A 25944-nucleotide genomic window follows, 5' to 3' on the forward strand; every position below is an offset into this window, starting at 1 on the left:
GATCACCCGGACCCGCGCGCGAATCCCAGCAGCGCGCGGGTCGAGGCGTCCTTGCCCGATGCATCGCCGCCGTCCAGCAGGTCGGCCATGTCGCGGGCCAGCACCTTGCCCAGTTCCACCCCCCATTGATCGAACGAGTTGATCCCGAGGATTACCCCCTCGACGAATACGCGGTGCTCATACAGCGCCACGATCTGGCCCAGCCTGTAGGGTGTCAGCCGGTCGTGGATCAGCGTGACCGAGGGGCGGTTGCCGGGAAACACCCGGTGCGCCGCCTGACGCTCCAGCTCGGCGCCTTCGAACCCTTCCGCGCGCATCATCGCGCACGCCTCGTCCATCGTTCTTCCGCGCATCAGCGCCTCGGATTGCGCAAGGCAATTGGCCACCAGCAGCCGGTGATGATGCGCCAGGTCCGGTTCGTGACCCTGTGCCGCCACGATGAACTCGCATGGCACGGTCGCGGTGCCCTGATGGATCAATTGGTAAAAGGCGTGCTGCCCGTTGGTGCCCGGCGCGCCCCAGACCACCGGCCCCGAAGGCCGGGTCAGCGCCGCGCCCGCCATTGTCACGCCCTTGCCGTTGCTCTCCATCTCGAGCTGTTGCAGGTAGGCGGGCAGATGCACGAGGCGCTGATCGTAGGGCAGCACGGCGCGGGTGGCATGGCCGCAGCCCTGATGGTGCCATATCCCCACCAGTGCCAGCATCACCGGCATGTTGTCATGCGGCGCTGCGTCCCGGAAATGCCGGTCCATCGTCTCGGCGCCGCGCAGGAACGTCTCGAACCTTTCCGGCCCGATGGCGATCATCAGCGGCAGGCCGATCGGCCCCCAGATCGAATAGCGCCCGCCCACGTAATCACCGAAACCGAAGACGCGGGCCGGGTCGATGCCCCAGTCGGCGGTCTTTTCGGTAGCCGAGGACACAGCGGCGAATTGCGGCCCCGGATCGACGCCCGCGCGGCTCATCCAGTCACGCACGGTCGCGGCGTTGGTCATCGTCTCGATGGTGGTGAAGGTCTTCGAGGCGACGATCACCAGCGTCGTTGCAGGGTCAAGCCTGGCCAGCGTGTCGGCGATGTCGGCCCCGTCCACGTTCGACACGAAATGACAGCGCGGCCCGTCATGGTACGGCGTCAGCGCCCGCACCGTCATCTCTGGGCCCAGATGCGAGCCGCCGATGCCGATATTGACGACATCCGTGACAGGCCCCGCGCGGACCTCTTGGGCGAATTCCGCCATCCGGGCCCGGGTGGCATGGATGCCGGGTATGATATCATGCCCGTCCTGCAACACCGGGCCGCCCGACAGGTTGCGCAGCGCGGTATGCAACACGGCGCGGCCTTCGGTCTCGTTGATCGGTGCGCCTGCAAACATCGCCGCGCGGCGGTCGGTCAGCCCCGCACCCTCGACCAAATCCAGAAGCGCCGCGCGCGCGTCACTGTCCAGCGTGGTCTTGGAATAATCCAGCAGCATGCCGTCCGCGCGGACGGAAAACGCCTCGGCGCGCGCCGCGTCGCCCAGCATGTCGCAAATGCTCTGCCCCTGCGCGGCGCGGGCCGCGCGCATCACCTCGTGCCACATGCCGCTCACGCCGCGCTGTCCGGCACGTTCGTGTCGGGGGCCCAATGCACCGTCATGCCGTCGAGCACGGCGGCGACCGGCGCCTCGTCGGGGGACATGTGCCACGCCCGCTGCACCGCGTCGCGCTTTGCCTGCCCGGTGATGACCAGATGCTTGGACATCGCCCCGTTCAGCACCCGTGCCGACAGCGTGACACGCGGCTCGGGCGCGTCCGGGGCGCGCATCGGCACGAGGATCGGCGCGCGTCGGTCCAGCGCCTCGTCCAGCCGGTCGGCCCCCGGAAAAAGCGACGCAACGTGCAGATCCGTCCCCATCCCCAGCAGGCAGATGTCGATCGGCAGGGCGGGTTCGATATTGGCTTCCAGCTCGGCCAGCACGGCCTCGGGTTCGTCGGCCTTGGCATAAAGTGGTAGATAGCGGGCCGCCGCCGCACGCCCCGTCAGCAGGCGTTCACGCACCAGCCGGGTGTTCGAGCGCACATGCACCTCGGGGCGCCAGCGTTCGTCCGAAAGCAGCACATCCACCCGATCCCAGTCGAGATGCGTGTCACACAGCGCGTCGAAGACCGGCCCCGGCGTACTGCCGCCAGGCACCACGAACAGCACCCTGTCCTCGACTGCCAGCGCGTTGCGCAGCTCTCCGGCCAGCACGTTGGCGAGGTTGATCGCCATCATTTCGGAATCCGCGTAATCGATGATCTTCATGGTCGTATCTCCCGCCAGCGACGTCCGTCGCGGCCCATCAGCATCGCCGCGGCGTCAGGCCCGGCCGTGCCCGGCGCATAAGACAGCGGCGCATCCCCGGAACGGTGCCAGCCCGCGATCACCGGATCGGTCCAGGCCCAGGCCGCCTCGACCTCGTCACCGCGCATGAACAATGTCTGATTGCCCCGGATCACATCCATGATCAAGCGTTCATAGGCGTCGGGGAAATCGGCCTCTTCGGGACCCAGTGCCTCGGCGAAGGTCATGTCGAGCGGCACGTCGATCAGCCGCATGCCGCCCGGCCCCGGCTCCTTGATGGTGACGCCCAGCTCTATCCCCTCATTGGGTTGCAGGCGGATCGTCAGGATGTTGCGGTGTCGGCCGGCCTCGGCCCCGAAGATCGAATGCGGTGCGTCCTTGAACACCACCGCGATCTCGCTGGCGCGGTCGCGCAGCCGCTTGCCGGTGCGCAGGTAAAAAGGTGTGCCCGCCCAACGCCAGTTGCTGACATGCGCCTTCAGCGCAACGAAGCTTTCGGTGGTGCTGTCGGGCTGGCCGATCTCGGCGGTATAGCCCGGCCGATCGGCATCCCCGGCATATTGCCCGCGCACCACGTCGCGATCGGCGACGGGATCGAGCGCACGGATGACCTTCAGCTTTTCGTCGCGCACGGCATCGGGGCCGAATTTCGCGGGCGGCTCCATCGCGATGAGGCACAAGAGCTGCATCAGGTGGTTCTGCACCATGTCGCGCATGGCGCCGGTCTGATCGTAATACTCGGCCCGGCCGCCGACGCCCCCGGCCTCGGCCACGGTGATCTGGATGTGATCGACATACTGGCTGTTCCACAAGGGTTCGAACAGGACATTGCCGAACCGGATCGCCATCAGGTTCTGCACCGTTTCCTTGCCGAGGTAGTGATCGATCCGGTAGATCTGCGTCTCGTCGAAATGCGCGGCCAGCCCGCGGTTGAGATTCCGTGCCGAGAGCAGATCGCGTCCGAACGGCTTTTCCACGACGATCCTGGCGTCACAGCCTGCAAGCCCGTGCCTGTGCAACCGCTCGGCCAGAGCGCCGAAAAGCGCCGGCCCGACCGAAAAGTAGAACGCGCGGATGCGTCCCGCGCGCATCTTGCCGGCCAGTTCGGCCCAGCCCGCCTCTCCGCGGGCATCGACGGTCACGTAATCCAGCATCGCCAGAAAGGCGTCGCGCGTGGTCGTGTCATCCTCGGGCGCGCCGTCTTCGGCCAGCGCGTCGCGGACCATCCTGCGGTAGCCGTCGGCGTCCATGTCGGTACGCGCGGCGCCGATCAGGCGGACATCCCCCTCGATCTGGCCCGCCTTGAACCGACGATAGAGCGCCGGCAGGATCTTGCGACGCGCAAGGTCGCCCGTGCCGCCGAATATCACCAGATCGAACGGATCGACCGGGATCACCCGAGACGCCATGTCCTGCCTCCCCTGACGTGGCGCGCATCCGGGGATCGGATGCCGCGCCAGTGCGACAGACTGTAACATGTCGCGACGGCTTCACAATGGCGTCAGCCGTCTTCCCTCGCCGCGTCAGGATCGGTAGAGGTCGCGGCGTACCGCTACGAAACGGATGACGCATGAAAGATACGCCTACAACCCTTGCAAATCAGGGCAAGTTCCGCGACCCGGCGCGCACCGCGGACGGCGCCCCGCGCGCGACCGTGGCGCTGAACCATCCGGAAACGCTTTGGTTCAATACCGGCACGCAGTGCAATATCGAATGCCGCAACTGCTACATCTTCTCGTCGCCCACCAACGACGCGCTGGTCTACATCACCGAGGCCGAGGTGCGGGACTATCTCGACCAGATCCGGACCCGCGGCTGGCCGGTGACCGAGATCGCGTTCACCGGGGGCGAGCCGTTCATGAACCCGCAGATGATCGGCATGGCCCGCGCGGCCCTCGAGGCCGGGTTCACTGTCCTGATCCTGACCAACGCCATGCGCCCGATGATGCGACCCGCGATGCAGGCCGGGCTGCGCGATCTCGCCGACCGCTGGCGCGACCGGCTGATGCTGCGCATCTCGATCGATCACTGGCAGGCGTCCTTTCACGACACCGAACGCGGCACCGGCGCCTTCGCCCGCACGATCGAGGGCATGTGCTGGCTGCGCGATACAGGTATCCAGATGAGCGTCGCGGGCCGCACCGTCTGGGGCGAGACCGAGGCAGAGGCCCGCGCGGGCTATGGCAGGCTTTATGCCGAGCACGGGTTCGAGATCGACGCGCAGGACCCCGGTGCGACGGTCCTGTTTCCGGAAATGGACGAAGACGAGGAAGTACCCGAGATCACCACCGCCTGCTGGGACATCCTTGGCAAGTCGCCCGACGACGTGATGTGCGCCTCGTCGCGCATGGTCGTCAAACGCAAGGGTGCGGACCGACCCGCGGTGCTGTCCTGCACCCTGCTGCCTTATGCCCCGGAATTCGAGATGGGCACGACGCTGGCCGAGGCCGAGCGCGACGTCGCCCTCAACCACCCGCATTGCGCCAAGTTCTGCGTGCTGGGCGGGGCCTGCTGTTCTGGCGGGTAGTGCGCGCGCCTTTACAGACGCTTAGGGCGGATACGCCCGGCGCGATACGCGGCCGCAGGCCGCAGCGCCAAATGAAATTAAAGGGTCGGCGCAACGGTTCGCGCCCTACCCGCCCTTCAGACGCTTGAGCAGCACGACCTCGCTATCCTCGTGGATCGGCGTGAACCAGGCATCGTTATAGACCTTGCCATCGATGGACACGGACACGCCCCGCTCCAGCTCGAGGCGCAGGCCAGGGAATTTCTCCCCCAGCCCGTCCAAGAGTTCCCGCAGGGTGCCGGCCTCGACCTCGACCTCGCGGTCGGCCTCGGCCGCGTCGGCCAGAGACCCCCAAAGCAGGACCTTGACCATCAGGCGCCGGTCTTGCCCTGAAGCGCGGCCAACACCTTTGGCGGCGACAGCGGCAGGTCGGTCAGACGTACGCCTGCCGCTTCGGACACCGCGTTGGCGATCGCCGCCAATGGCGGCACGATCGAGGTCTCGCCCACACCGCGCACGCCGTAGGGGTGGCCGGGGTTGGGGATCTCGAGGATCACCGTGTCGATCATCGGCAGATCCGAAGCCACCGGGATACGGTAATCGAGAAAACCGGGATTCTGCAGAATCCCGTCCTCGCCATAGACGTATTCCTCGTTCAGCGCCCAGCCGATACCCTGCACGGCACCGCCCTGAAACTGTCCCTCGACATACGAGGGGTGCACGGCCTTGCCGGCGTCCTGCAGGACCGTATAGCGCAGGATCTTCGTCGATCCCGTGTCGCGGTCCAGCTCGACATCGACCATGTGCGTGGCAAAACTGACGCCCGCACCTTCGGCGTTGACCTCGTGATGGCCGGCGATCGGCCCGCCGGTATTGCTGGCTATGGCCGCGATCTCCTTCAGCGTCATCGGCGGGAATTTCCCGGCATTGGGTCCTGCGGGGCGCGCGGCCCCGTCCTCCCAGTCGACGGCGTCCTCGTCGATGCCCCAGACCATCGCGGCGCGGCGGCACATTTCGGCCTTGGCGGCCTGAGCTGCCTTGATCGTGGCCAGCCCCACCGCAAAGGTCACGCGGGAGCCATCGGTCACCTCGTTCTGGCCCAGCGACCCGGTATCGGCGATGATCGTGCGCACCTGATCGTAGGGGATTCCCAGTTCCTCGGCGGCCATCATCGTCATCGACGCGCGCGAGCCGCCGATATCGGGGTTGCCTTCGGACACGGTCACGGTGCCGTCGGGCGTGATATTCAGGCTCACGCAGGTGTCGCCACCGAAGTTGAACCAGAACCCGCAGGCGACGCCCCGGCCCTGATTCTCGCCAAGCGGGGCGGACCAGTGCGGATGCGCCTTGGCGGCCTCAAGCGTCGCCTTGAGGCCGATGGCCGGGTAGGTCGGGCCATAAGACGCGCGCGTGCCCTCGTCGGCGCCATTCATCAGCCGCACCTCCAGCGGGTCGAGGCCGAACCCCTTGGCCAGTTCGTCAATGGCGCTTTCCACCGCGAAGGCCGCCATCGGGGCGCCGGGCGCGCGGTAGGCGGCGGCTTTGGGTCGGTTGGTGACAACGTCCCAGCCGACGGTCTTGACGTTCTCCAGATCATAGGGCGCGAAGGCCGACATCGCCCCCATGTCCACGGGCGATCCGGGCCACGCCCCGCCTTGGTAGCGCAGCTCGGCCATCCCGGCGGTGATGCGGCCGTCCTTGGTCATGCCGATGCGCACGTCGATGGACGTGGACGAGGTCGGACCCGACGCGCGCAGCACCTCGGACCGGCTCATGACCATCTTCACGGGGCGCCCCGATTTGCGCGCCAGCATCAGCGCGACGGGTTCGAGGAACACGGCCGTCTTGCCGCCGAAGCCGCCGCCGATCTCGCTGGCGGTGACGCGCAGCTGGCCCTGTTCCAGACCCAGAATGGCGGCGCAGGTGTTGCGCACCATGTAATGGCCTTGGGTGCAGACCCACAGATCACCCTGCCCGTCCGTGCCCATCGTGGCAACACAGGCATGCGGTTCGATATATCCCTGATGGGTGGCGGCCGTCCGGAAGGTCCGCGTCACGACGCGGTCGGCCTGCGCCAGCCCCGCCTCGATATCGCCATGTCCGAATTCCGAGCGTGCGATCACGTTTGGCGACATGCCCTCGGGCACGGTTTCCTGCTGGCGCCCTTCGTGCAACACCGGCGCGTCGGCGGTCATGGCCGCGTCCACATCCGTGACATGCGGCAGCACCTCGTAATCGACCTCGATCAGCCTGAGCGCACGCCGGGCCACCGCCACCGACGTCGCGGCGACGGCTGCGACCGCGTGCCCGTCGTAAAGCGCCTTCTCGCCGGCCATGCAGTTGTCGAGGATATCGGCCACGTCCTCGGGCACGTCGCCAAAGTCGGCGCGGGTGACCACGGCCTTGACGCCCGAAAGCGCCTCGGCCTTCGACGTGTCGATGGACCGGATGCGTGCATGGGCATGAGGAGAGCGCAGGATGCGGCCCGTCAGCATCCCCGGCAGCACCATGTCGGCGCCGAACCGCGCGCGGCCTGTCACCTTGTCGATGCCATCGGGGCGGTCGGGCCGCGTGCCGATCACCTTGAAATCCCGTGTCTTTTTCGTGTCGTCCAGTGCCATTACGACGCCCTCCGCATGTCCGCGGCCGTGTCCATCACGGCGCGGATGATCTTGTCATACCCCGTGCAGCGGCAGAGGTTTCCGGCCAGCCAGTAGCGCACCTCCTCCTCGCTTGGATCGGGGTTACGCTCCAGCAGCGATTTGGCCGCGACAAGGATGCCCGGCGTGCAGATACCGCATTGCAGGGCCGCCATCTCGATGAATTTCTGCTGCAGCGGATGCAACTGATCGCCCGTCGCGATGCCCTCGATGGTGGCCACGTCGCGCCCCTCGGCCTCGGCGCCCAGCATCAGGCACGAACAGACCACGCGGCCATCCACGGCCACCGAACAGGCCCCGCAATCGCCGGTGCCGCAGCCCTCCTTGGTCCCCGTCAGGCCCAGCCGGTCGCGCAGCACGTCCATCAGGGTCTCGTCGGGTTCGCACAGGAACTCTGTCGCGTCGCCGTTAATGCTCGTCGTCACATGTATCTGGCTCATGCCGTCTCTCCTTTTGCGCGTTTGGCGGCGATTTCGGCCGCGCGACGGGCCAGAACGCCCGACACGTGGCGGCGGAAATCGACCGTGCCGCGTTTGTCATCCATCGGTGTCGCGGCAGCGGAACAGGCCGCGGCCAGATCGGCCAGCGCCGCGTCGTCAAGCACCCGGCCGGTGATCGTCTCGGCAGCCGCATCGACAAGCATCACCTTGGGCCCAACCGCGCCCAGCGCCACGCGCGCCGCAGTCACCTTGCCCGCGTCGTCAAGCGCAAGCCACAGACCGCAACCCACCACCGCGATATCCATTTCGCTGCGCGGGATGAAACGCAGGTAACAGTCGCCCGACCGCGCCACGCGCGGCGGCAGGAACACCGAGGCGACGAATTCGCCCGGATCGAGCGCGGTCTTGCCCGGTCCCTGCGGCACGTCGATCACCGGCAGGTCACGCGTGCCCTTAGGTCCGATGATCCGCGCCACGGCATTCGCGGCGACCATTGCCGGCACCGAATCGGCGGCCGGCGAGGCGTTGCACAGGTTGCCCGCGATCGTCGCACGCCCCTGGATCTGGGTCGAACCGATAAGCCCGGCCGCCTCGACCACACCGGGCCAGTCGGCAACCAGCCCCGCATGCTCGCCCATCTCGGCACCCGAGACACCGGCGCCGATGCGCCATCCACCCGCCTCGGGGGTGATGTCGCGCATCCCGTCGATGCGCTTGATATCGACGATCATCCCTGGCTCGACCATCTCGGACCGCAGCTTGACCAGAAGGTCGGTGCCGCCCGCCAGCACATGCGCGCCGGTCTGGCCCGCCAGCAAGGCGACCGCATCCTCTTCGCGTGTTGGTGCCTCGTATCGCATTCGGGGTGTCCTTTCTGCATGTTTCGCGACCCGGTGTCACGAAAAGTTGCCTTTGTTTCCGCCTAGCACAAATGCTGTGTTATTGAATACCGCATAAAGACTGTTCAAACCAACTCACGTGTTCCTCAAAAGGCCGCTCCTCGATGTCGATCCTCAAACAGCTGATCATTCTGTGTGTGCTTGGCGGTCTGGCCTACGGTGGATACGTGACGTACCAGACCCAATTCGCCCCCGACACCGTGGCCCAGCCCGACGCGGGCGGCCCGCGCCCGGTGACAGTCGAGGTGTCCCGCGCCGAAACGCGCACCATGCGCGACACGGTCGAGGCCGTGGGAACGACGCGCGCGGTCAAATCCGTCGATATCGTGCCCGAGGCGAACGGCCGCCTGGTAGAGCTGACGATCACCCCCGGCACGCCCGTCGCGGCCGGCGCTGTGCTTGCACGGCTCGATGACAGCATCCAGCGCGCCGATCTGTCCGAGGCCGAGGCGGTGCTGACCGAACAGCGTCAGACGCTCGACCGAATCCGCCAGCTCAGCCGGTCCAACGCGGTGTCTCAGGCGGCGCTGGAAGATGCCACCGCCCGACTGGCCGAGGCGCAGGCCGACATGGAACGCGCCCGCCGCCGGCTGGAGGATCGCGCCATCACCGCCCCCTTTGCAGGCGTCGTCGGGCTGACCAATTACGACGTCGGCGCGCGTGTGTCGGACGGTCAGGTGCTGACACGGCTTGACGATCTGACCGAGGTCGAGGTCGAGTTCTCGCTGCCCGAGACAGTGTTCTCGCAGGTGCGCCGCGGCCAGACCGCGACGGCACGCAGCGCGGCCTTTCCGGACCGTCGGTTCCGTGGCACCGTCACCGCCGTCGACAGCCGGATCGACCCGGTCAGCCGCGCCTTTCGCACCCGCGCCGTGATCCCCAACCCCGACAGCACGCTGCCCGCCGGCATGTTCCTGTCGCTGACGCTGGTGCTGTCCGAACAGGAGCGCATCACCGTACCCGAAGAGGCGATCGTCTTTCAGGCGGCAGAGACGTATGTCTTTGTCGATGACGGGGGCACCGCGCGCCGCCGTACGGTCGAGACCGGTCAGCGCCGAGACGGCCGCATCGCCGTGCTTTCGGGGCTGGACGAGGGCGAAGAGGTCGTCGTGCGCGGTCTGCAACGGGTGCGGGACGGCACGCCGCTGACCATCCTGGACACCGGGGATGCCGCAACCGCGTCCGCCGCGCGCGCGGATCAGCCGTCATGACGCTCTCGGAACTTTGCGTGCGCCGCCCCGTGCTGGCCGCCGTGGGCAGCCTGCTGATCGTGATTTTCGGGCTGGCCGCGCTGCGCGACCTGCCGGTGCGCGAACTGCCCGATGTCGACAACGCGGTGGTGACCGTGACCACCACCTATCGCGGCGCCGCACCCGACGTGATCGACACCGACCTGACCGAAACGATCGAGGGCGCGGTGGCCACCATCGCCGGCATCCGCACGATCAGCTCTGAAAGCCGCCAGGGCCGGTCGCGCGTCACAATCGAGTTCGAGACCAGCGTCGATATCGACGTCGCCGCCAACGACGTGCGCGACGCCGTGGGCCGGGTGCGCGGCGACCTGCCCGAAGAGGCCGATCAGCCCGAGGTGGTCAAATCCGACGCCGATGCCGACCCGGTGATGCGCATCGCCGTCACCTCCGACCGGATGAGCACCGCCGAGATCACCGATTACGTCGACCGCCTGATCGTCGACCGCATCGCCACGCTCGACGGGGTGGCCAATGTCAACATGGTGGGCGAACGCCCCTTCGCGGTGCGCATCTGGATCGACCGGCGCGCGCTCGCGGCGCGCAATCTCACCGTGTCGGATGTCGAGGCGGCGCTCCGGCGCAACAACATCGAATTGCCCGCCGGCGAGGTCGAATCCTATAACCGCCAGCTTTCGGTGCGCCTCAACAGCCGGCTGGCCAGCGTCGAGGATTTCCGCGACATCGTGCTCGACCGGGTGGCGGGCTACCCGGTGCGGCTGCGCGACGTGGCCCGCGTGGTGCCCGGCGTGGCCGACGAGAACACCGTGGTGCGCACCAACGGCAAGGATGCCGTGGGCATGTGGATCCTGCGCCAGAGCCAGTCGAACACGCTGGAGATCTCGAACGCCGTGCGCGCCGAGATCGCCGCGCTGACGCCGACCCTGCCCGAGGGCATGAACATCGTCGTCGGTTCGGATGACGCGCTGTTCGTGGGCGCGTCGATCCGCGAGGTGCTGATCGCGCTCTGCATCTCGCTGGGGCTGGTGATCACGGTGATCGTGGTCTTCCTGCGCAGCTTGCGCGCGACGCTGGTCCCGGCGATCACCATTCCCGTCGCACTGATCGGCAGTTTCCTGCTGATCGGGCTGTGGGGGTTCTCGCTGAATACGCTGACGCTGCTGGCGCTTCTGCTGGCCATCGGGCTGGTGGTCGATGACGCCATCGTGGTGCTGGAAAACATCCAGCGCCGGATCGAAGAGGGCGAGACGCCGCTGGTGGCGTCGGTACGTGGCGCGCGGCAGGTGACGTTTGCCGTGATCGCCACCTCGCTGACGCTGATCGCGGTCTTCGTGCCGCTTTCGTTCATGCCCGGTCAGGTCGGGCGCCTGTTTGTCGAGTTCGGCTGGGTCATGGCCGGCACCGTCGCGATCTCGACGCTCGTGGCGCTGACCACCTGCCCTGCGCTGGCCTCCAAGGTGCTCAGCGCGCGTGCGCCACGCGCCGACGATGCCCCGGCCCGCCCGCCGTTGATCCAGCGCGCCTATCGCGCGACGCTGACCCGCGCCATCGCCATGCCGCTGGTGGTGCTGCCCGTGGCGCTGGCGATCACCGCCGGCGCGGCGCTGTTCTACAACACGCTGCCGCGAGAGCTTGCCCCGCGCGAGGATCGCGGCGTCGGCTTCGTGCCGCTGACGGCCCCCCAAGGGTCCACCGTGCCGCATTCCGACCTGGCCGCAAGACAGGTCGAGGAGATCCTGCAACCGATGGTCGATTCGGGCGAAATCGAGACGGTCTTTACCTTCACCGGCTGGGGCGGGCGCGCGTGGCGGTCCTTCGTGGTCTTTCGCCTCGCCCCATGGGAGGAACGCGACCGCCCGATCTCGGACGTCACCGCCGAGATCGCGCCCCAGATGGGCCGCGTCACCATCGCGCGTGGCTTTCCGGTCACCCCTGCGGGGCTGGGTCTGCGCGGCAACTCCACCCCGGTGCGGGTCGTGATCGGCGGACCCGATTTCGACAGCGTCGAAGACTGGGCGACCGAGTTCCTGGCCCGCGCCGAGAACGTCGAGGGGCTGGTCAACCCCGAGATCAACTTCGAGGAAAACCTGCCCCAGCTCGACATCCGGATCGACCGCGAACGCGCCGACGATCTGGGCATCTCGGCCGAGGTGATCGCGACCACGCTGCAGACCATGCTGGCCTCGCGCGAGGTCACGACCTTTGTCAGCCGCGGACGCGAGTACCCCGTGCTGGTACAGGCCGAGGACGAGGACCGCCGCACCCCCACCGATATCGAGAACATCTTCATCCGCGCGGGCGACGGCGAAACGCTGGTTCCTCTCGGCGCATTGGTGACACTGGACGAGAACGCCGCGACCCCCTCGCTGCGCCGCTTCGACCGGCTGCCCTCGATCCAGTTGTCGGGCGCGCTCGGGCCGGATGCGGAACTGGGCGAGGTCCTCGAACAGCTCGAGGCGATCGCCGCCGACATCCTGCCGCCCGAGGCCAAGCTGGGCTTTGACGGGCAATCGGCCACCTACAAGGACACCTCGGGCGGGATGGGCGTGATCTTCCTGCTGGCGTTGCTGATCGTCTACCTCGTGCTGGCCGCGCAGTTCGAAAGCTTCCTGCACCCGGTGGTGATCATGCTGACCGTGCCCATCGGCGTGGCGGGGGCGATCTACGCGATGGCGATCGGCGGCCTGTCGCTCAACGTCTATAGCCAGATCGGCATAATCCTGCTGATTGGCCTGATCTCGAAGAACGGCATCCTGATCGTGGAATTCGCCAACCAGCTGCGCGACGAGGGCATGACCGTGCGCGACGCGGTGATCGAGGCGTCGGTGCTGCGCCTGCGCCCGATCATGATGACCGCGATCTCGACGGTGCTGGGCGCGCTGCCGCTGGTGCTGGCCACCGGCGCGGGCGCCGAAAGCCGGATCGCCGTCGGCACCGTCATCATCGCCGGGCTCAGCCTTGCCACGGTGCTCATGATGTTCGTCACGCCGATCCTGTTCGACCTGCTCGCCCGGTTCACCCGCCCGCGCAGCGCGATGGAGAAAAGGCTCGAAAGCGAACTGGGCGGTACGCCTCACCCTGCCGAATGACGAGACCTGTTCGGGCCGGCGACGGGCCGGGGTCTGCCTGCTCTGGAAATCCGTATCGGGTGATGCAATAAAAGATGCAGACTGGCTGGAGATCTGAACACGTGAAGACACCGAATTTGGCTCGTGCGGCGCTTGCGGCGGTCGCGCTCGGATGGGGCGGACTGCCCGCGGCGGCGCTCGAAGTGGGCTTCGCGGCCCCCGGCGCGTCCGAAAGGTTCGAAACCCTGCTGCAGGACGCATCGCTCGTGATCGGCACCGCCAGAGGTGGCGATTATACCGCGCCGGATCTGCTGGCCGCGGCGCAATCGGATTACGCGCGCATGGTCGGCGTCCTCTACGCCGAAGGCTACTACGGCGGCGAGGTCACGATCCGCGTCAACGGGCAGGAGGCCGCCTCGATCGGGCCGCTGCAAGCGCCCGAGCAGATCGACCGCATCGACATCATCGTGACACGCGGCGCGGGCTTTTTCTTCGATCGCGCCAGCATCGCCCCGCTGCCGCCCGGCACCGACCTGCCGGAGGACTTCGCGATCGGCGAACTCGCCAAGGGCGGCCTGATCACCCGCGCCACCCGCACAGGCATCGACGCCTGGCGCGAGCAAGGCCATGCCAAGGCCAGCGTCGCCGGACAGGACATCGTCGCGGATCATGCCCGCAACCGGCTGTCGGCCGAGGTGACGGTCGATCCCGGCCCGCGCCTGCGCTTCGGCGATCTCGTCCTGCTTGACGACGGCAGCCCCAGCGCGGTCCGCGAAAGCCGCATTCGCGCGATCGCCGGTGTGCGCCACGGTGGAATCTATTCCCCCGCCGAACAGGCGGACGCGGCCAACCGTCTGCGCCGCACTGGCGCCTTCCGCTCGGTGGTGATGACCGAGGCCGATACGCCCAATCCCGATGGCACCCTCGATATCGAGACCCGCGTCACAGACGCCAAGCCCCGCCGCATCGGGGCCGGTGCGGAACTGTCGTCTCTGGAAGGTGTCACGCTGTCGGGGTTCTGGCTGCACCGCAATCTGCTGGGCGGGGCCGAACGGCTGCGCATCGATGCGATGATCGGCGGCATCGGCGGCGATTCGGGCGGCGAGGATTACCGCCTCGGGGCGCGCATCGACCGGCCCGCGACGTTCACCCCGCGAACCAGCGCGTTCCTGCTTGCCAATATCGAGGAAAACAACGAACCCGACTACCGCGAGCGCAAGGCGGAAATCGGCGGCGGTCTCACGCATCGCTTCAATGACGAATTGCGCGCCGAGGCGGGCCTGACCTACCGCTTCTCGGAGATCACGGACGACCTGGGACAACGCGAATTGCAGCACCTGCTGGTCCCGATCAGCGCCACCTGGGACACCAGGGACGATCAGCTCAACCCCAAGGACGGGCCGTTCATCGACCTGTCGGTGACCCCCTTCCTGCGGCTTGACGAAAGTGCGTCGGGCGCACGCCTTTATGCCGATCTGCGCGACTACCTGACCTTCGGCGACTCCGAGCGGATCACCCTCGCGGGGCGCGCGCAACTGGGAACGGTCGCCGGCGCCAGCGTGCGCGACGTGCCCGCCGACACGCTGTTCTATTCCGGTGGGGCCGGCACGGTGCGCGGCCAGAGCTACCAGTCGCTCGGCATCGATCTGGCATCGGGGGGCACCATTGGCGGGCGATCCTTCATGGGCTTGTCCGGCGAGCTGCGCGGCATGGTGACCGACACCATCCAGGCCGTCGCCTTTGCCGACACCGGCTATATCGGCGAGGACCCGTTCGGCGGCGGGTCCGGCGACTGGCACAGCGGCGCGGGGTTCGGCGCGCGGTACTTCACCGCGGTGGGACCGATCCGCGTGGATCTGGCCACCCCGCTCGACGATGATGCGGGCACGGCATACGAACTTTATATCGGGATTGGGCAGGCGTTTTGATGCGATTTCTTCTGACACGGCTTCTTTGTCTTTCGGCCCTCGCCCTAACCTTCGGGGCCACGCCCGGCCACGCGCAGGACGAGGACGGTCGCGGCTATCTGCAATCGCTGATCGAAGACAACCTGTCCGGCGCCGGACGCGAGGTGCGCATCTCCGGCTTTGCCGGGGCGCTGTCGTCGCGGGCCACGCTTGACACGCTGACCATCGCCGACGAGCAGGGCATCTGGCTGGAACTGCGCGACGTCGCGCTCGACTGGACGCGGACCGCGCTGCTGCGCGGCCAGGTCCAGGTCAATAGCCTGACCGCCGCCGAGATCACCCTGTCGCGCCTGCCCGAAAGCGAGGCGCCCGTCACGCCGGAGGATGCCGAGGCCACGCCCTTCTCGCTGCCCGAACTGCCCGTATCGATCAACATCGGCGAGGTATCGGCGGACACCCTGACCCTCGGCGCGCCGATCCTGGGCGAAGAGGTCGCGCTCAGCCTGTTCGGCGGCCTCAGCCTCGGCGGCGGCGAAGGCAGCGCCGAGATCGAGGTCACCCGGCTGGACGGGCGCGGCGAAATCACGCTCGATGCGGGCTTCGACAACGAAACCCGGGTGCTCGCGCTTGACCTGACGCTCGACGAGGCGTCGGGCGGGATCGCGGCGACGCTTCTGAACCTGCCCGACAGCCCCGCCATCGCGCTGAATGTGCAGGGCGAGGGTCCGCTCAGCGATTACACGGCCGATCTGTCCCTCGGCACGGACGGGACCGACCGGCTGACCGGTCGCGTGGCGCTCGCGGGGACCGACGCGGGCGGCACGGCGTTCGAGGCCAATCTCGACGGCGATCTCACCCCGCTGATGGAGGAGGACTTTCGCGCGTTCTTCGGCGGTGATACCGCACTTATCGTGGCGGGCCTGCGCGGCCCCGACGGCGCGCTGGAGATCGACACGCTGCGCCTTGCCGCGGCGCAGCTCGACCTCGACGGCACGATCGCGCTTGACGCAGAGGGTTGGCCGGTCCGCTTCGATTTCACCGGCAATATAGGTGACGGCACGGTGCCCGTGCGCCTGCCCGTCGCGGGCCCGCCTGTGACACTCGAACGGGCCACGCTGGCCGCCAATTACGACTCCGCGACCGATGACCGCTGGACCGCCGACATTGCCCTCACCGATCTGTCGCAACCTGATCTGCGGCTTGACAGCGCCACGCTGTCGGGCCGGGGCACCTTGCGGCGCTCCGACCCGCGCGGCGTGACCGCGGTGACGGAATTCGATGTCGCGGGCCTTGATATCGCCGACCCGGCGCTGGCCGAGGCTGCGGGCAGCGCGCTGACGGGGGTCGCGACACTGGACTGGTCCAAAGGGACGCCGCTTCTGCTGCGCGCCCTGCGCGTGGATTCGGGCGCCGCCACGCTGACCGCCGATGGCCAGATCGAGACGCTGGCCGACGGCTTTCCCGTCTCCGGCATCGCGACGCTCGACGCGCCCGATCTCGCGCGCTTCGCCGCGATCTCGGGTCAGGACCTTGCGGGCGCGGCAAAGGCCACGCTGGACGGCTCCGGCAGCCTTCTGGGCGGTGATTTCGACCTTACCCTCGATGCCGAGACCGACGGACTCGCGGTCGGGATCGAACAGGTCGATCCGCTGATCGCAGCCCCTGCAACGCTGTCACTCGCCGCCCGGCGCGACACGACCGGCATCACGGTCGATCGCTTCCGTCTGGACAACGCCCATCTCGATGCCCGCGCCGATGGCACGATCAACAGCGAGCGCGGGGCGCTCAACCTGTCGGCGGCGCTTGACGATCTGTCCCGTGCCGACAGCCGTCTCGACGGCCCTGTCCGGACCCGGGCGCAGGTCGACTGGACGGCGGGCGGCGATGTCACCCTGTCCGAACTCGTGGCCGAGGCCATGGGTGCGCGCATCACCGGCACCGCCACACTGTCGCCCGAGGCCGCGGGGATGCCCGCCTCGGGCCGGATCGAGGCGCGGGTGGGCGACCTCGCACGCTTTGCAGCAATCACCGGGCAGCCCCTCACGGGCCGGATCGACGCGGCGATAGCGGGCGAAGGCGTGATCGAGACGCAGCATTTCGACGTGACGCTCGACGCCGCGACCGACGGGTTGGCGACGGGGATCGACCAGCTCGACGGGCTTGTCGCCGGCAATGGCAGCCTGCGCGTCAATGCCGCGCATGACGGGCGCGAAACCACGCTGCGCGAGTTGCGCCTGAATTACGACGCCGTCACCCTGACCGCCTCCGGCGCGGGCGTGATCGCCGAGCAGACGGGCGAGCTGACCTTCGACGCCAGCGTGCCCGATCTTTCGGTGATCGATCCGCGCCTCGATGGGCCCGCCCAGGGCGCAGGCACGCTTGCGCGCGCCAAGAATGGCGAGATCACCGCCACCGGGCTCGCAGCCAGCCTGATGGGCGCGGAAATCACCGCCGATGGCACGGTCCAGCCCGACCCCGAGGCGCTGTCGGCCGCGGGCGACATCACCGCCCGCGTCGCCGATCTGTCGCGCTTTGCCGGGATCGTCGGGCGGCCGCTCGACGGGCGCATCGACGCCCGGATCATGGCGCGCGACGGGGCCGAGCCGGGCAGTTTCGACGGCACGGTGGACGCCACAACCGACGGCGTCGTCACCGGCATCGACCAGTTGGACGGGCTGATCGCCGGGCGCGGCACGCTGCGCGTCGATGCCGCACATGACGGGCGCGAGACCATGCTGCGCGATCTGCGCCTGAATTACGATGCCGTCACCCTGACCGCGTCGGGTGCGGGTGTGTTGGCCGAGCAAAGCGGCGAGATGACCTTCGACGCCAGCCTGCCAGAGCTTTCGGTGATCGATCCGCGCCTTGATGGCCCGGCGGACGCGGCCGGCACCATCGCCCGCGCCGCGGATGGCCGCATCACCGCCACCGGACTCGCGGCGCGGGTGATGGGGGCCACGCTGGACGTCACCGGCACGGTGCAGCCCGACCCAGAGGCGCTGTCGGCCTCCGGCGACATCACCGCCAGCGTCGCCGACCTGTCACGCTTTGCCGCGATCAGCGGGCAGGACCGCCTGCGCGGCAGCGTCGACCTGTCACTGACCGGGGACGCCCGCGACGGCGCCAACGCGTTTTCGGTCACCACCTCTGTCGAGGGCCGGAACCTTGTCACCGGCATCGCGCAGGTCGATCAGCTGCTCGGCGGTCGCGTGTCGCTCGCGGCCGAGGCCGGCCGCACGCCCCAGCGGGTCGAGATCACCAACATCAACCTTGAAACCCCGCAACTGCGGCTTGAGGCCCGCGGCGACGGCGCGGGCGGGCCGGTCCGCATCGATGCCCGGCTCGCCAATCTGGGGCTGTTCGCACCGCAGTTCTCGGGGCCGCTCACCGCCAACGGCACGGTCACGCTGCAAGGCCCCAAGGCGCGGCGCGTCGTTCTTGACCTCGACGCGACCGGCCCCGGCGGCACCACCGCCACCCTGTCGGGCAACGTCGCCGACCACGGCCAGACGCTTGACCTTGCGGCGGCGGGCCGCCTGCCGCTGGCGCTGATCAACGGGTTCATCCAGCCGCGCGCGCTCAACGGCACGGCACAATACGATCTGCGGGTGACGGGCGCCCCCGCGCTGTCATCCGTCTCGGGCACGGTCACGACAGAGGGCACCACCGTCGCCCTGCCCGCATCGGGGCTTGCCGTGGACGACCTGCGCGGCACCGCCACACTGGGGCAATCCCGCGTGCAGACCGATTTCGTCGCCGCGATGCGCGATGGCGGGCGTGTCACCATCACCGGGCCCGTCCGCCTGACCGAAGGCTTCGACGCCGGGTTGCGTATCGGCCTCGCCGGGCTGGTTCTGAGCGATCAGCGGATCTACACGACCACCGCCAATGGCGACGTGGCGATTGACGGCCCGCTTGCCGGCGGCGCGCGGATCGGCGGCCAGATCGCGCTTGCAGAGACCGATATCCGCATCCCGTCCGGGGGCGGTTCGGCGTCTATCACCGTGCCGGGGCTGCGCCATGTCAACGAATCCCGCGCATCGCGCGTGACCCGCGAACGGGCCGGCCTGATCGAGGCTGAACGGCAGGGGCCGCCACGCCGTCCCTATGCGCTTGATGTGACGGTTACCGCACCGAACCGGATCTTCGTGCGGGGGCGCGGCCTCGATGCCGAACTGGGCGGACGGCTGCGGATCGGGGGGACCACGCGCAACGTGGCACCGGACGGGTTCTTCGAGTTGATCCGCGGTCGGTTCGACATCCTCGGCAAGCGGCTGACACTGAGCGAGGGGCGCGTGACGATGCAGGGCTCGCTGGACCCCTATCTGCGCTTTGTCGCCGACACGCAGTCTGACGACACCACCATCCGGATCATCGTCGAGGGCCTTGCCTCGGACCCCGAGATCCGGTTCGAATCCACCCCGGAATTGCCGCAGGAAGAGGTCGTCTCGCGGCTGATCTTCGGGCGCGGCCTCGACACGATATCGCCGCTGCAGGCCGCGCAGATGGCGTCGGCCGTCGCCACTCTGACCGGCAATTCCGGCAATGACGTGGTCAGCCGGCTGCGCAGCGCCGTCGGTCTCGCCGATCTCGACGTGACACAGACCGCCGAGGGCGACACCCAAGTGAGCGCCGGGGCCTATCTCTCGGACAACATCTACACCGAGGTCACGGCCGACAGCGCCGGAAAACAGCAGATCGACCTCAATCTCGATCTCACGGACTCTGTTACCGTCAGGGGCAGCACCTCGACCGAAGGCGACGCCGGTGTCGGGGTGTTCTTCGAAAAGGATTACTGACCGCGCAGCCTGCCTTGATCCGCCCCAACAAAAGACTCGCGTCGGCGTGGCGCGATCTGCCACACTGGCAGTTGCGAGGTGGACGAGAGGGAGGGACAGCTTGCGTTACATTCCATTGCTCATGTTCATCGGGCTTGTGCCCTGTGGCCTGATCCTTGCGATCTGGGTGCCGTTCTGGGGCGGGGTTCTGGCGGCATTGTCGGGCCTTGTCGCGGCGGTCGGGATCGCGGATGTCCTGCAGACCCGGCGCGCGGTACTCCGGAACTACCCGATCTCGGCGCGGCTGCGGTTCCTGTTCGAGCATTTCCGCCCCGAGATCCGGCAATATTTCCTTGAAAGCGATCACGACGAGACGCCCTATTCGCGCGAACAGCGCGCCCTTGTGTATCGTCGGGCCAAGGGGATCGAGGGTCTGCGACCCTTCGGCACGCTGCGCAATGTCAACGAGATCGGGCATGAATGGATCAACCACTCGATGGCGCCTACGCATCTCGACAGCCACGATTTCCGTATCCGCATCGGCGGGCCGGATTGCACGCAGCCGTATGACAGCTCGCCGCTCAACATCTCGGGGATGTCCTACGGGGCATTGTCGCCCAACGCCATCGAGGCGCTGAACTGGGGCGCGAAGATCGGCGGGTTTGCCCATACCACCGGCGAGGGCTCGATCTCGCGGTTTCACCGCATTCATGGCGGCGACCTGATCTGGCAGGTCGGGTCGGGGTATTTCGACTGCCGCACGCCCGTGGGCGGGTTCGATCCCGACCGCTTCGCGGCGACCGCCGCCGATGATCAGGTCAAGATGATCGAGATAAAGCTGAGCCAGGGCGCGAAACCCGGCCATGGCGGCATCCTGCCCGGCGCCAAGGTGACAGAGGCGATCGCCGAGGCGCGCGGCGTCGAGGTGGGCGAGGATTGCGTCAGCCCGCCCGGCCATTCGGAATTCTCGACACCCGAGGGGCTGTGCGCCTTCATCGCCCGCCTGCGCGACCTGTCGGGTGGCAAGCCCGTCGGGCTGAAGCTGTGCGTCGGCCACCCGTGGGAATTCTTCGCGATGGCCAAGGCGTTCCGGCAGACCGGCATCACCCCCGATTTCATCACCATCGACGGGGCCGAAGGCGGCACGGGCGCCGCCCCCGCCGAATTCGCCGATCACAAGGGCGCGCCGATCCGCGAGGGCCTGATGCTGGCGCATAACACGCTGGTCGGCATGGGATTGCGGGACCGGATCACGCTGATCGTGTCGGGCAAGCTGATCAGCGCCTTCGATCTGTGCCGGATGTTCGCGCTCGGCGCGGATGGATGCAACATGGCGCGTGGCTTCATGTTCGCCGTCGGCTGCATCCAAGCGCAGGTTTGCCACAGCGGCAAATGCCCCACCGGCGTGACCACCCAGGATCCGGGCCGTTACAAGGCGCTGGCGGTCGAGGACAAGTATCGACGGGTCGCGAATTTTCACTGCAACACGATGATCGCGCTGAAAGAAGCGGTGGAATCGTCCGGCCTGCGCAGCCCGCAGGATTTCACCCCGCATCACCTGATGATCCGCGTCAACAGCCGTGAGGTTCGGTCGGCGGCCAGCCAGTATCTCTGGCTGAAGCCCGACGAATTGCTGAACGGCGAGGTCACGCACCCCGCCTTTGCAAAATATTGGGATCACGCACGCACGGACAGCTTTGATTTCGTGGCATGAGCCGCAGCGTCACGGTTCAGGCGGCGCGACGCCCCGCGGCGCCATCACATGTCCGTCCGCAGACACGCGGAGGCGCCGGGACCGTCCACAAAAGGGGTTACATTTGAGACGCGGCCCCCCTACCCGTCCAGCGCCTGCCCCAGATCGTCAATCAGGTCGCCCGCATCCTCGATCCCGATGGACAGGCGCAGCAGCGTGTCGGGTATGCCGCTTTGCGGCTCGATGGTCTGGCGATGCTCGACCAGGCTTTCGACCCCGCCCAGAGATGTCGCACGGTGGAAAATCCGCAACCGCCCGACCACGTCAAGCGCCCGTGCCCGGTCGCCCTTGACCAGCACAGACAGCAGATGGCCGTATCCGCCGCACATCTGGCGCGTGGCGATCTCGTGCCCATCATGCCCCGGCAGCCCGGGATAGAGCACCGCCGCCACGTCGTCGCGCCCGTCGAGATACTCGGCCACCTTCTGCGCGTTCTGGCACATGCGTTCCATCCGCAGAGGCAATGTGCGCATCCCGCGCATCAGCAGCCACGCCTCGAACGGGCCCAGGATGGCGCCCGCGTCATGCCGGTCGGTGGCGATCTCGCGCCACATCTCCTGGTTCGGGTCGCGGCACGACAGCGCACCGGCCAGCACGTCCGAATGCCCGTTCAGCGCCTTGGTCGCGGATTGCATCACCATGTCGGCGCCCAGCGCCAGCGCCTGCGTCAGCACCGGTGTCGCCGCCGTGCCATCGACCACCAGCACCGCGCCGGCCTTGTGCGCCATTCCGGCCGTGGCGGTGATGTCTGTGGTCTTGAGCCACGGATTCGATGGCGTCTCGATCCACACCATGTCGGCCGACGACCGGCAGGCCTCGGCCAGCGCGGCGGGGTCGGCCGCGTCCACCTCGTCAAGGATGATCGCGCGCCGCACGCAATAGGCGCGCACGAAGGACGCCGTCCCGTGATAGATGCCCGATTGCAGCACGACCCGCGCCCCCGAGGGCAGCGCGCGAAACACCGCCGCCACCGCCGCCATGCCCGACGGGAACAGAAGGCTTGCCCCGGCGCCTTCAAGTTGCCGGATCACCTCTTCGGCCTGCCGCACCGTGTCGTTGTCATCGCGCCCATAGGTGTTCCCGGCGCGCAACAGCGCGTTGTCCGGCCCGCGACCATAGGTCGTGGCCATCGAGATCCCCGGCACCACGCCCCCCGTCGCGGTGTCCACCGCGCCGGCCGCCTGTGCCGCGATCGTCGCGGGCTTGCGCGCATTTTCGGTCATGTCGTCATAGTCTCCCGTGTCTCCAGATCAAACAGCTGTCCCGGCCCCCAGCCGCGCGACTCGACCTTTGCCAGCCGCAACATATCCCACAGCAACGCCTGGTTGGAACTGACCACCGGCAGGCCAAGCGCCGCCTCGACCGGCTCGATCGTGTTGAAAGTGCGCAGATTGGTGCAGCTTGTAAAGATCGCCTGAACCCCCTCTGCGCGTCCGACCTGCAACATCGCGCGCTGCGTCGAGGCCTCGGCGATGCGCGCCACGGTCCAGTCCTCCTGCTGGCCAAAGCTTGCCTCGCTGAGGACGGTGATCCCGTGCGCGGCCAGTGCGTGCCGCATCGGGGCGTTCACAGCCGGAACATAGGGCGTCACCATCGCCACGCGCGTCGCGCCAAGGGCCTGCAAGGCCGCGATGACCCCGCTCAGCGGATTGGTCACCGGGGTGCCGGGATGCGCCTGCTGGATGCGCCGTGTCACCTCGTCCGGGCCGATGATGGCACTGGCCGAGGTACACCCGTACCCGACCACCGAAAGCCCCTGCGGCAACAGCGCGGCACTGCGCGTCATCTCGGGCGCCATGGATTGCAGATCCTCGGGCGTCACGTCGGCGCGCGCCGGGATGCGCGTGTGCAGCAGGTTCAGATCATGCCGCGCGAGGGTGCCGCGCACCTCCCATTCCAGCGTCTCGTCGGTCGACAGCACGACCAGCCCAAGCCGCCGCCCCTGTCCCGCGCCCAGATCCAGGTCGTAGTCCATCACGCCTCCAGGGGCTGGCTGACCGTGCCGCCCGATACGGGCACGCGCACGCCGGTCGTGGCAGGGCACGACGTGGGCAATCCCCGCGCCACGCGCACCGCCAGATGCGCGAAAGCTTGCGCTTCCAGCATGTCACCGTCAAGCCCCACCGCCTCGACCGGGGCCACGGGACAGCCAAGGCTTTCGGCAAGGCTCCGCATCAGCACCGGGTTGCGCCGCCCGCCCCCCGTCACCAGCAGGCGCTCGGGCGGGGACGGGCACTGCGCCATGCCGCGCACAAGCGCGGCCACCGCCATGGCGGTCAGTGTGGCGACCGCGTCCGCGTCGTCCAGATCCCGCACCGAACCCATGATCCCGGTGAAGGCGTCGCGATCGAGCGATTTTGGCGGGGCGCGCCGGAACCATGCATCGTCGAGAAACCTGTCCAGTGCCGCCTGCGACACCCGGCCCTGCGCCGCCAGCGCGCCGTCGCGATCGAACGGCGCGCCCCGTCGCGCCATCATCACGTCGTTGATCGGCGCGTTTGCCGGGCCCGTATCGAAGGCCAGAAGCGCGCCCGCGTCCTCGGGCCGGTCCTTCGTGGGATCGACCCATGTCAGGTTGCCCACCCCACCAAGATTGAGAAAGGCCAACGGCGCCTGCGCCACGATCCATTTCGCGCAGGCGAAATGAAAGAACGGGGCGAGCGGCGCCCCCTCGCCGCCCTGCGCGATGTCGGCCTCTCGGAAATTCCAGACCACAGGCAGGTTCAATGCCTCGGCCAGTCGCCGTCCGTTGCCCAGTTGATGCGTGCCGCGCCCCTGCGGCGCGTGCGCGAGGGTCTGGCCATGGAAACCGACGATATCGACCCCGTCTATGCCGCTCAGCACCTCCAGGTGCGCGCGTTCGACCAACGCCTCGGCCTCGGCCAGGTCGTCGTCCGGCCACTTGCCAAGCGCCGCCACCAGCACCGCCTGCTCGCCCGGCAGATAGGCGCGATAGGCGGTCGCCCCGAAACCGAAGATCGTCTCGCCATCGGTCTCGACAACGGCGGCATCCACCCCGTCCAGCGAGGTGCCCGACATCGCCCCGAGCGCCCGGACGCGTCCCGCGTTCAACATGGCCTTTTCCTTTGCCCGCCAACTGCCTATACATGCCGCGCAAATCAAGCTGGGACAAGCCTCATGACATACCATCCCAAGTCGGAATTCATGCACGTGATGATGGAACGCGGCTATCTCGCGGACTGCACGGATTACCAGGGACTGGACGACGCCCTCAGTGCAGGTCCGGTCACCGCCTATATCGGTTACGACGCGACCGCGAAATCGCTGCATGTCGGGCACCTGCTGAACATCATGATGCTGCGCTGGCTACAGAAATGCGGTCACCGCCCGATCACGCTGATGGGGGGCGGGACGACCAAGGTGGGCGACCCGTCGTTCCGGTCAGACGAGCGGCCGCTGCTGACACCGGACCAGATCGACGCGAACATCGCAGGCATGAAGCGCGTCTTCGCGCGCTATCTCGTCTACGGTGAGGGCGTTTGCGACGCATTGATGCTGGACAATGCAGAATGGCTGGACGGGCTGAACTACCTGGAATTCCTGCGCGACATCGGGCGGCATTTCTCGGTCAACCGGATGCTGTCGTTCGAATCGGTGAAGTCCCGCCTTGACCGCGAGCAATCGCTGTCCTTTCTCGAATTCAACTACATGATCCTGCAGGCCTACGATTTCCTTGAACTTCACCGCCGCTACGATTGCGCCTTGCAGATGGGCGGATCGGACCAGTGGGGCAACATTGTCAACGGGATCGACCTGACGCGCCGGGTGATCGACGCCGAGGTCTTCGGGCTGACCTCGCCGCTGCTGACCACCTCGGACGGCCGCAAGATGGGCAAGTCGGCGGGCGGCGCGACGTGGCTCGACCCCGAAATGCTGTCACCGTACGAATTCTGGCAATTCTGGCGCAATACCACCGATGCCGATACCGGGCGGTTCCTGAAGCTCTATACCGAACTGCCCGTGGCAGAATGCGACCGTCTGGGCGCCTTGCAGGGGTCCGAGATCAACGAGGCCAAGATCATCCTCGCCAATGCGGTGACGACGCTGCTGCACGGGCCGGACGCCGCCGAGGCCGCAGAGGCCACCGCGCGCGAGGTGTTCGAGAAGGGCGGCGTCGGCGACGACCTGCCGACGGTCACGGTCACGCGCGACGAGCTCGAACCCGGCATGTCGATCGTGCAACTGATCGTCAAATCGGGACTTGCGAAATCCGGCAAGGAGGCCAAACGCCTGATCGCCGAGAACGGCGCACGCCTCGACGATGCGCCGCTGACCGATCCGGGGCTGATGATCGACGCCGGGTCCGCCGGTGGCACGATCAAGCTGTCGGCAGGCAAGAAGCGGCACGCGCTGGTGAAATTCGGCGCGTGATCCCCGA

The 25944-nt window shown here is 67.9% G+C and carries 17 protein-coding genes; 7 read left to right on the forward strand and 10 right to left on the reverse strand.

Annotated features, from left to right (window positions below; genetic code table 11):
- Positions 1–2: 2 nt before the first annotated feature.
- The 3 genes from pgi to zwf are packed head-to-tail and all read right to left on the reverse strand — an operon-like array spanning position 3 to position 3732.
- The gene (gene pgi, locus ACROSR_RS01300; RefSeq protein WP_432682059.1) at positions 3–1580 is read right to left on the reverse strand and encodes a glucose-6-phosphate isomerase; all 1578 of its coding nucleotides are present in this window, start codon (positions 1578–1580) and stop codon (positions 3–5) included.
- Positions 1581–1585: 5 nt separating this feature from the next.
- Positions 1586–2284 carry a 6-phosphogluconolactonase gene (gene pgl / locus ACROSR_RS01305; RefSeq protein ID WP_432681944.1) on the reverse strand — a complete coding sequence of 233 codons (699 nt, stop codon included), beginning with the start codon at positions 2282–2284 and terminating at the stop codon, positions 1586–1588.
- Positions 2281–3732, reverse strand: a complete 1452-nt coding sequence (zwf, locus tag ACROSR_RS01310; protein WP_432681945.1) for a glucose-6-phosphate dehydrogenase — start codon at positions 3730–3732, stop codon at positions 2281–2283. Before zwf ends, pgl begins: the two co-directional genes overlap by 4 nt.
- Before the next feature lie 161 nt (positions 3733–3893).
- On the opposite strand from zwf, the gene ACROSR_RS01315 reads away from it, so the two are divergent.
- Positions 3894–4850, forward strand: coding sequence for a radical SAM protein (locus ACROSR_RS01315; RefSeq protein ID WP_432681946.1), 957 nt, complete (start codon positions 3894–3896; stop codon positions 4848–4850).
- A 105-nt stretch (positions 4851–4955) separates the two neighbouring features.
- On the opposite strand, the gene ACROSR_RS01320 is transcribed toward ACROSR_RS01315, so the two are convergent.
- Genes ACROSR_RS01320 through ACROSR_RS01335 form a run of 4 tightly spaced genes read right to left on the reverse strand, consistent with a single transcriptional unit; the run spans position 4956 to position 8789 of the window.
- A complete protein-coding gene (locus ACROSR_RS01320) occupies positions 4956–5201 on the reverse strand; it encodes a MoaD/ThiS family protein (RefSeq protein WP_432681947.1) in 246 nt (81 codons plus the stop codon).
- Complete coding sequence (locus ACROSR_RS01325; protein ID WP_432681948.1) at positions 5201–7450, reverse strand: xanthine dehydrogenase family protein molybdopterin-binding subunit; 2250 nt, start codon at positions 7448–7450, stop codon at positions 5201–5203. Before ACROSR_RS01325 ends, ACROSR_RS01320 begins: the two co-directional genes overlap by 1 nt.
- Positions 7450–7929, reverse strand: a complete 480-nt coding sequence (locus tag ACROSR_RS01330; protein ID WP_432681949.1) for a (2Fe-2S)-binding protein — start codon at positions 7927–7929, stop codon at positions 7450–7452. The genes ACROSR_RS01325 and ACROSR_RS01330 overlap by 1 nt, the downstream gene beginning before the upstream one ends.
- The gene (locus ACROSR_RS01335) at positions 7926–8789 is read right to left on the reverse strand and encodes an FAD binding domain-containing protein (protein WP_432681950.1); all 864 of its coding nucleotides are present in this window, start codon (positions 8787–8789) and stop codon (positions 7926–7928) included. The genes ACROSR_RS01330 and ACROSR_RS01335 overlap by 4 nt, the downstream gene beginning before the upstream one ends.
- A gap of 143 nt (positions 8790–8932) precedes the next feature.
- Here ACROSR_RS01335 and ACROSR_RS01340 point away from each other — a divergent pair, with 143 nt between their 5' ends.
- The 5 genes from ACROSR_RS01340 (at position 8933) to ACROSR_RS01360 (ending at position 21506) form a co-directional block, all read left to right on the forward strand.
- On the forward strand, positions 8933–10039 hold the full coding sequence (locus ACROSR_RS01340; protein ID WP_432681951.1) for an efflux RND transporter periplasmic adaptor subunit: 1107 nt from the start codon (positions 8933–8935) through the stop codon (positions 10037–10039).
- Positions 10036–13128, forward strand: a complete 3093-nt coding sequence (locus tag ACROSR_RS01345; RefSeq protein WP_432681952.1) for an efflux RND transporter permease subunit — start codon at positions 10036–10038, stop codon at positions 13126–13128. The genes ACROSR_RS01340 and ACROSR_RS01345 overlap by 4 nt, the downstream gene beginning before the upstream one ends.
- A gap of 101 nt (positions 13129–13229) precedes the next feature.
- Positions 13230–15035: an autotransporter assembly complex protein TamA gene (locus ACROSR_RS01350; RefSeq protein WP_432681953.1), complete on the forward strand. Its 1806-nt coding sequence runs from the start codon at positions 13230–13232 to the stop codon at positions 15033–15035.
- Complete coding sequence (locus tag ACROSR_RS01355) at positions 15035–19813, forward strand: translocation/assembly module TamB domain-containing protein (protein ID WP_432681954.1); 4779 nt, start codon at positions 15035–15037, stop codon at positions 19811–19813. Before ACROSR_RS01350 ends, ACROSR_RS01355 begins: the two co-directional genes overlap by 1 nt.
- 100 nt (positions 19814–19913) lie before the next feature.
- Complete coding sequence (locus ACROSR_RS01360) at positions 19914–21506, forward strand: FMN-binding glutamate synthase family protein (protein WP_432681955.1); 1593 nt, start codon at positions 19914–19916, stop codon at positions 21504–21506.
- Positions 21507–21625: 119 nt separating this feature from the next.
- Here the strand turns inward: ACROSR_RS01360 and ACROSR_RS01365 are convergent, their stop codons facing one another.
- The 3 genes from ACROSR_RS01365 to ACROSR_RS01375 are packed head-to-tail and all read right to left on the reverse strand — an operon-like array spanning position 21626 to position 24620.
- A complete protein-coding gene (locus tag ACROSR_RS01365) occupies positions 21626–22768 on the reverse strand; it encodes a trans-sulfuration enzyme family protein (RefSeq protein ID WP_432681956.1) in 1143 nt (380 codons plus the stop codon).
- Positions 22765–23520: a maleate cis-trans isomerase family protein gene (locus ACROSR_RS01370; protein ID WP_432681957.1), complete on the reverse strand. Its 756-nt coding sequence runs from the start codon at positions 23518–23520 to the stop codon at positions 22765–22767. Before ACROSR_RS01370 ends, ACROSR_RS01365 begins: the two co-directional genes overlap by 4 nt.
- Entirely contained in the window at positions 23520–24620 is a 1101-nt protein-coding gene (locus tag ACROSR_RS01375; protein ID WP_432681958.1) for an anhydro-N-acetylmuramic acid kinase, read from the reverse strand. Before ACROSR_RS01375 ends, ACROSR_RS01370 begins: the two co-directional genes overlap by 1 nt.
- Before the next feature lie 63 nt (positions 24621–24683).
- On the opposite strand from ACROSR_RS01375, the gene tyrS reads away from it, so the two are divergent.
- A complete protein-coding gene (tyrS, locus tag ACROSR_RS01380; RefSeq protein WP_432681959.1) occupies positions 24684–25937 on the forward strand; it encodes a tyrosine--tRNA ligase in 1254 nt (417 codons plus the stop codon).
- The last annotated feature ends 7 nt before the right edge of the window (positions 25938–25944 follow it).

This window comes from Roseovarius tibetensis, from assembly GCF_050896375.1.
In the GTDB taxonomy this organism is placed as follows: domain Bacteria; phylum Pseudomonadota; class Alphaproteobacteria; order Rhodobacterales; family Rhodobacteraceae; genus Roseovarius; species Roseovarius tibetensis.

Coding starts and splice junctions, on each gene's coding strand:
- zwf (WP_432681945.1), bottom strand. CDS start 3,732: ATGGCGTCTCGGGTGATCCCGGTCGATCCGTTCGATCTGGTGATATTC.
- ACROSR_RS01320 (WP_432681947.1), bottom strand. CDS start 5,201: ATGGTCAAGGTCCTGCTTTGGGGGTCTCTGGCCGACGCGGCCGAGGCC.
- pgl (WP_432681944.1), bottom strand. CDS start 2,284: ATGAAGATCATCGATTACGCGGATTCCGAAATGATGGCGATCAACCTC.
- ACROSR_RS01330 (WP_432681949.1), bottom strand. CDS start 7,929: ATGAGCCAGATACATGTGACGACGAGCATTAACGGCGACGCGACAGAG.
- ACROSR_RS01325 (WP_432681948.1), bottom strand. CDS start 7,450: ATGGCACTGGACGACACGAAAAAGACACGGGATTTCAAGGTGATCGGC.
- tyrS (WP_432681959.1), top strand. CDS start 24,684: ATGACATACCATCCCAAGTCGGAATTCATGCACGTGATGATGGAACGC.
- ACROSR_RS01355 (WP_432681954.1), top strand. CDS start 15,035: ATGCGATTTCTTCTGACACGGCTTCTTTGTCTTTCGGCCCTCGCCCTA.
- ACROSR_RS01375 (WP_432681958.1), bottom strand. CDS start 24,620: ATGTTGAACGCGGGACGCGTCCGGGCGCTCGGGGCGATGTCGGGCACC.
- ACROSR_RS01365 (WP_432681956.1), bottom strand. CDS start 22,768: ATGACCGAAAATGCGCGCAAGCCCGCGACGATCGCGGCACAGGCGGCC.
- ACROSR_RS01315 (WP_432681946.1), top strand. CDS start 3,894: ATGAAAGATACGCCTACAACCCTTGCAAATCAGGGCAAGTTCCGCGAC.
- pgi (WP_432682059.1), bottom strand. CDS start 1,580: ATGTGGCACGAGGTGATGCGCGCGGCCCGCGCCGCGCAGGGGCAGAGC.
- ACROSR_RS01335 (WP_432681950.1), bottom strand. CDS start 8,789: ATGCGATACGAGGCACCAACACGCGAAGAGGATGCGGTCGCCTTGCTG.
- ACROSR_RS01340 (WP_432681951.1), top strand. CDS start 8,933: ATGTCGATCCTCAAACAGCTGATCATTCTGTGTGTGCTTGGCGGTCTG.
- ACROSR_RS01345 (WP_432681952.1), top strand. CDS start 10,036: ATGACGCTCTCGGAACTTTGCGTGCGCCGCCCCGTGCTGGCCGCCGTG.
- ACROSR_RS01370 (WP_432681957.1), bottom strand. CDS start 23,520: ATGGACTACGACCTGGATCTGGGCGCGGGACAGGGGCGGCGGCTTGGG.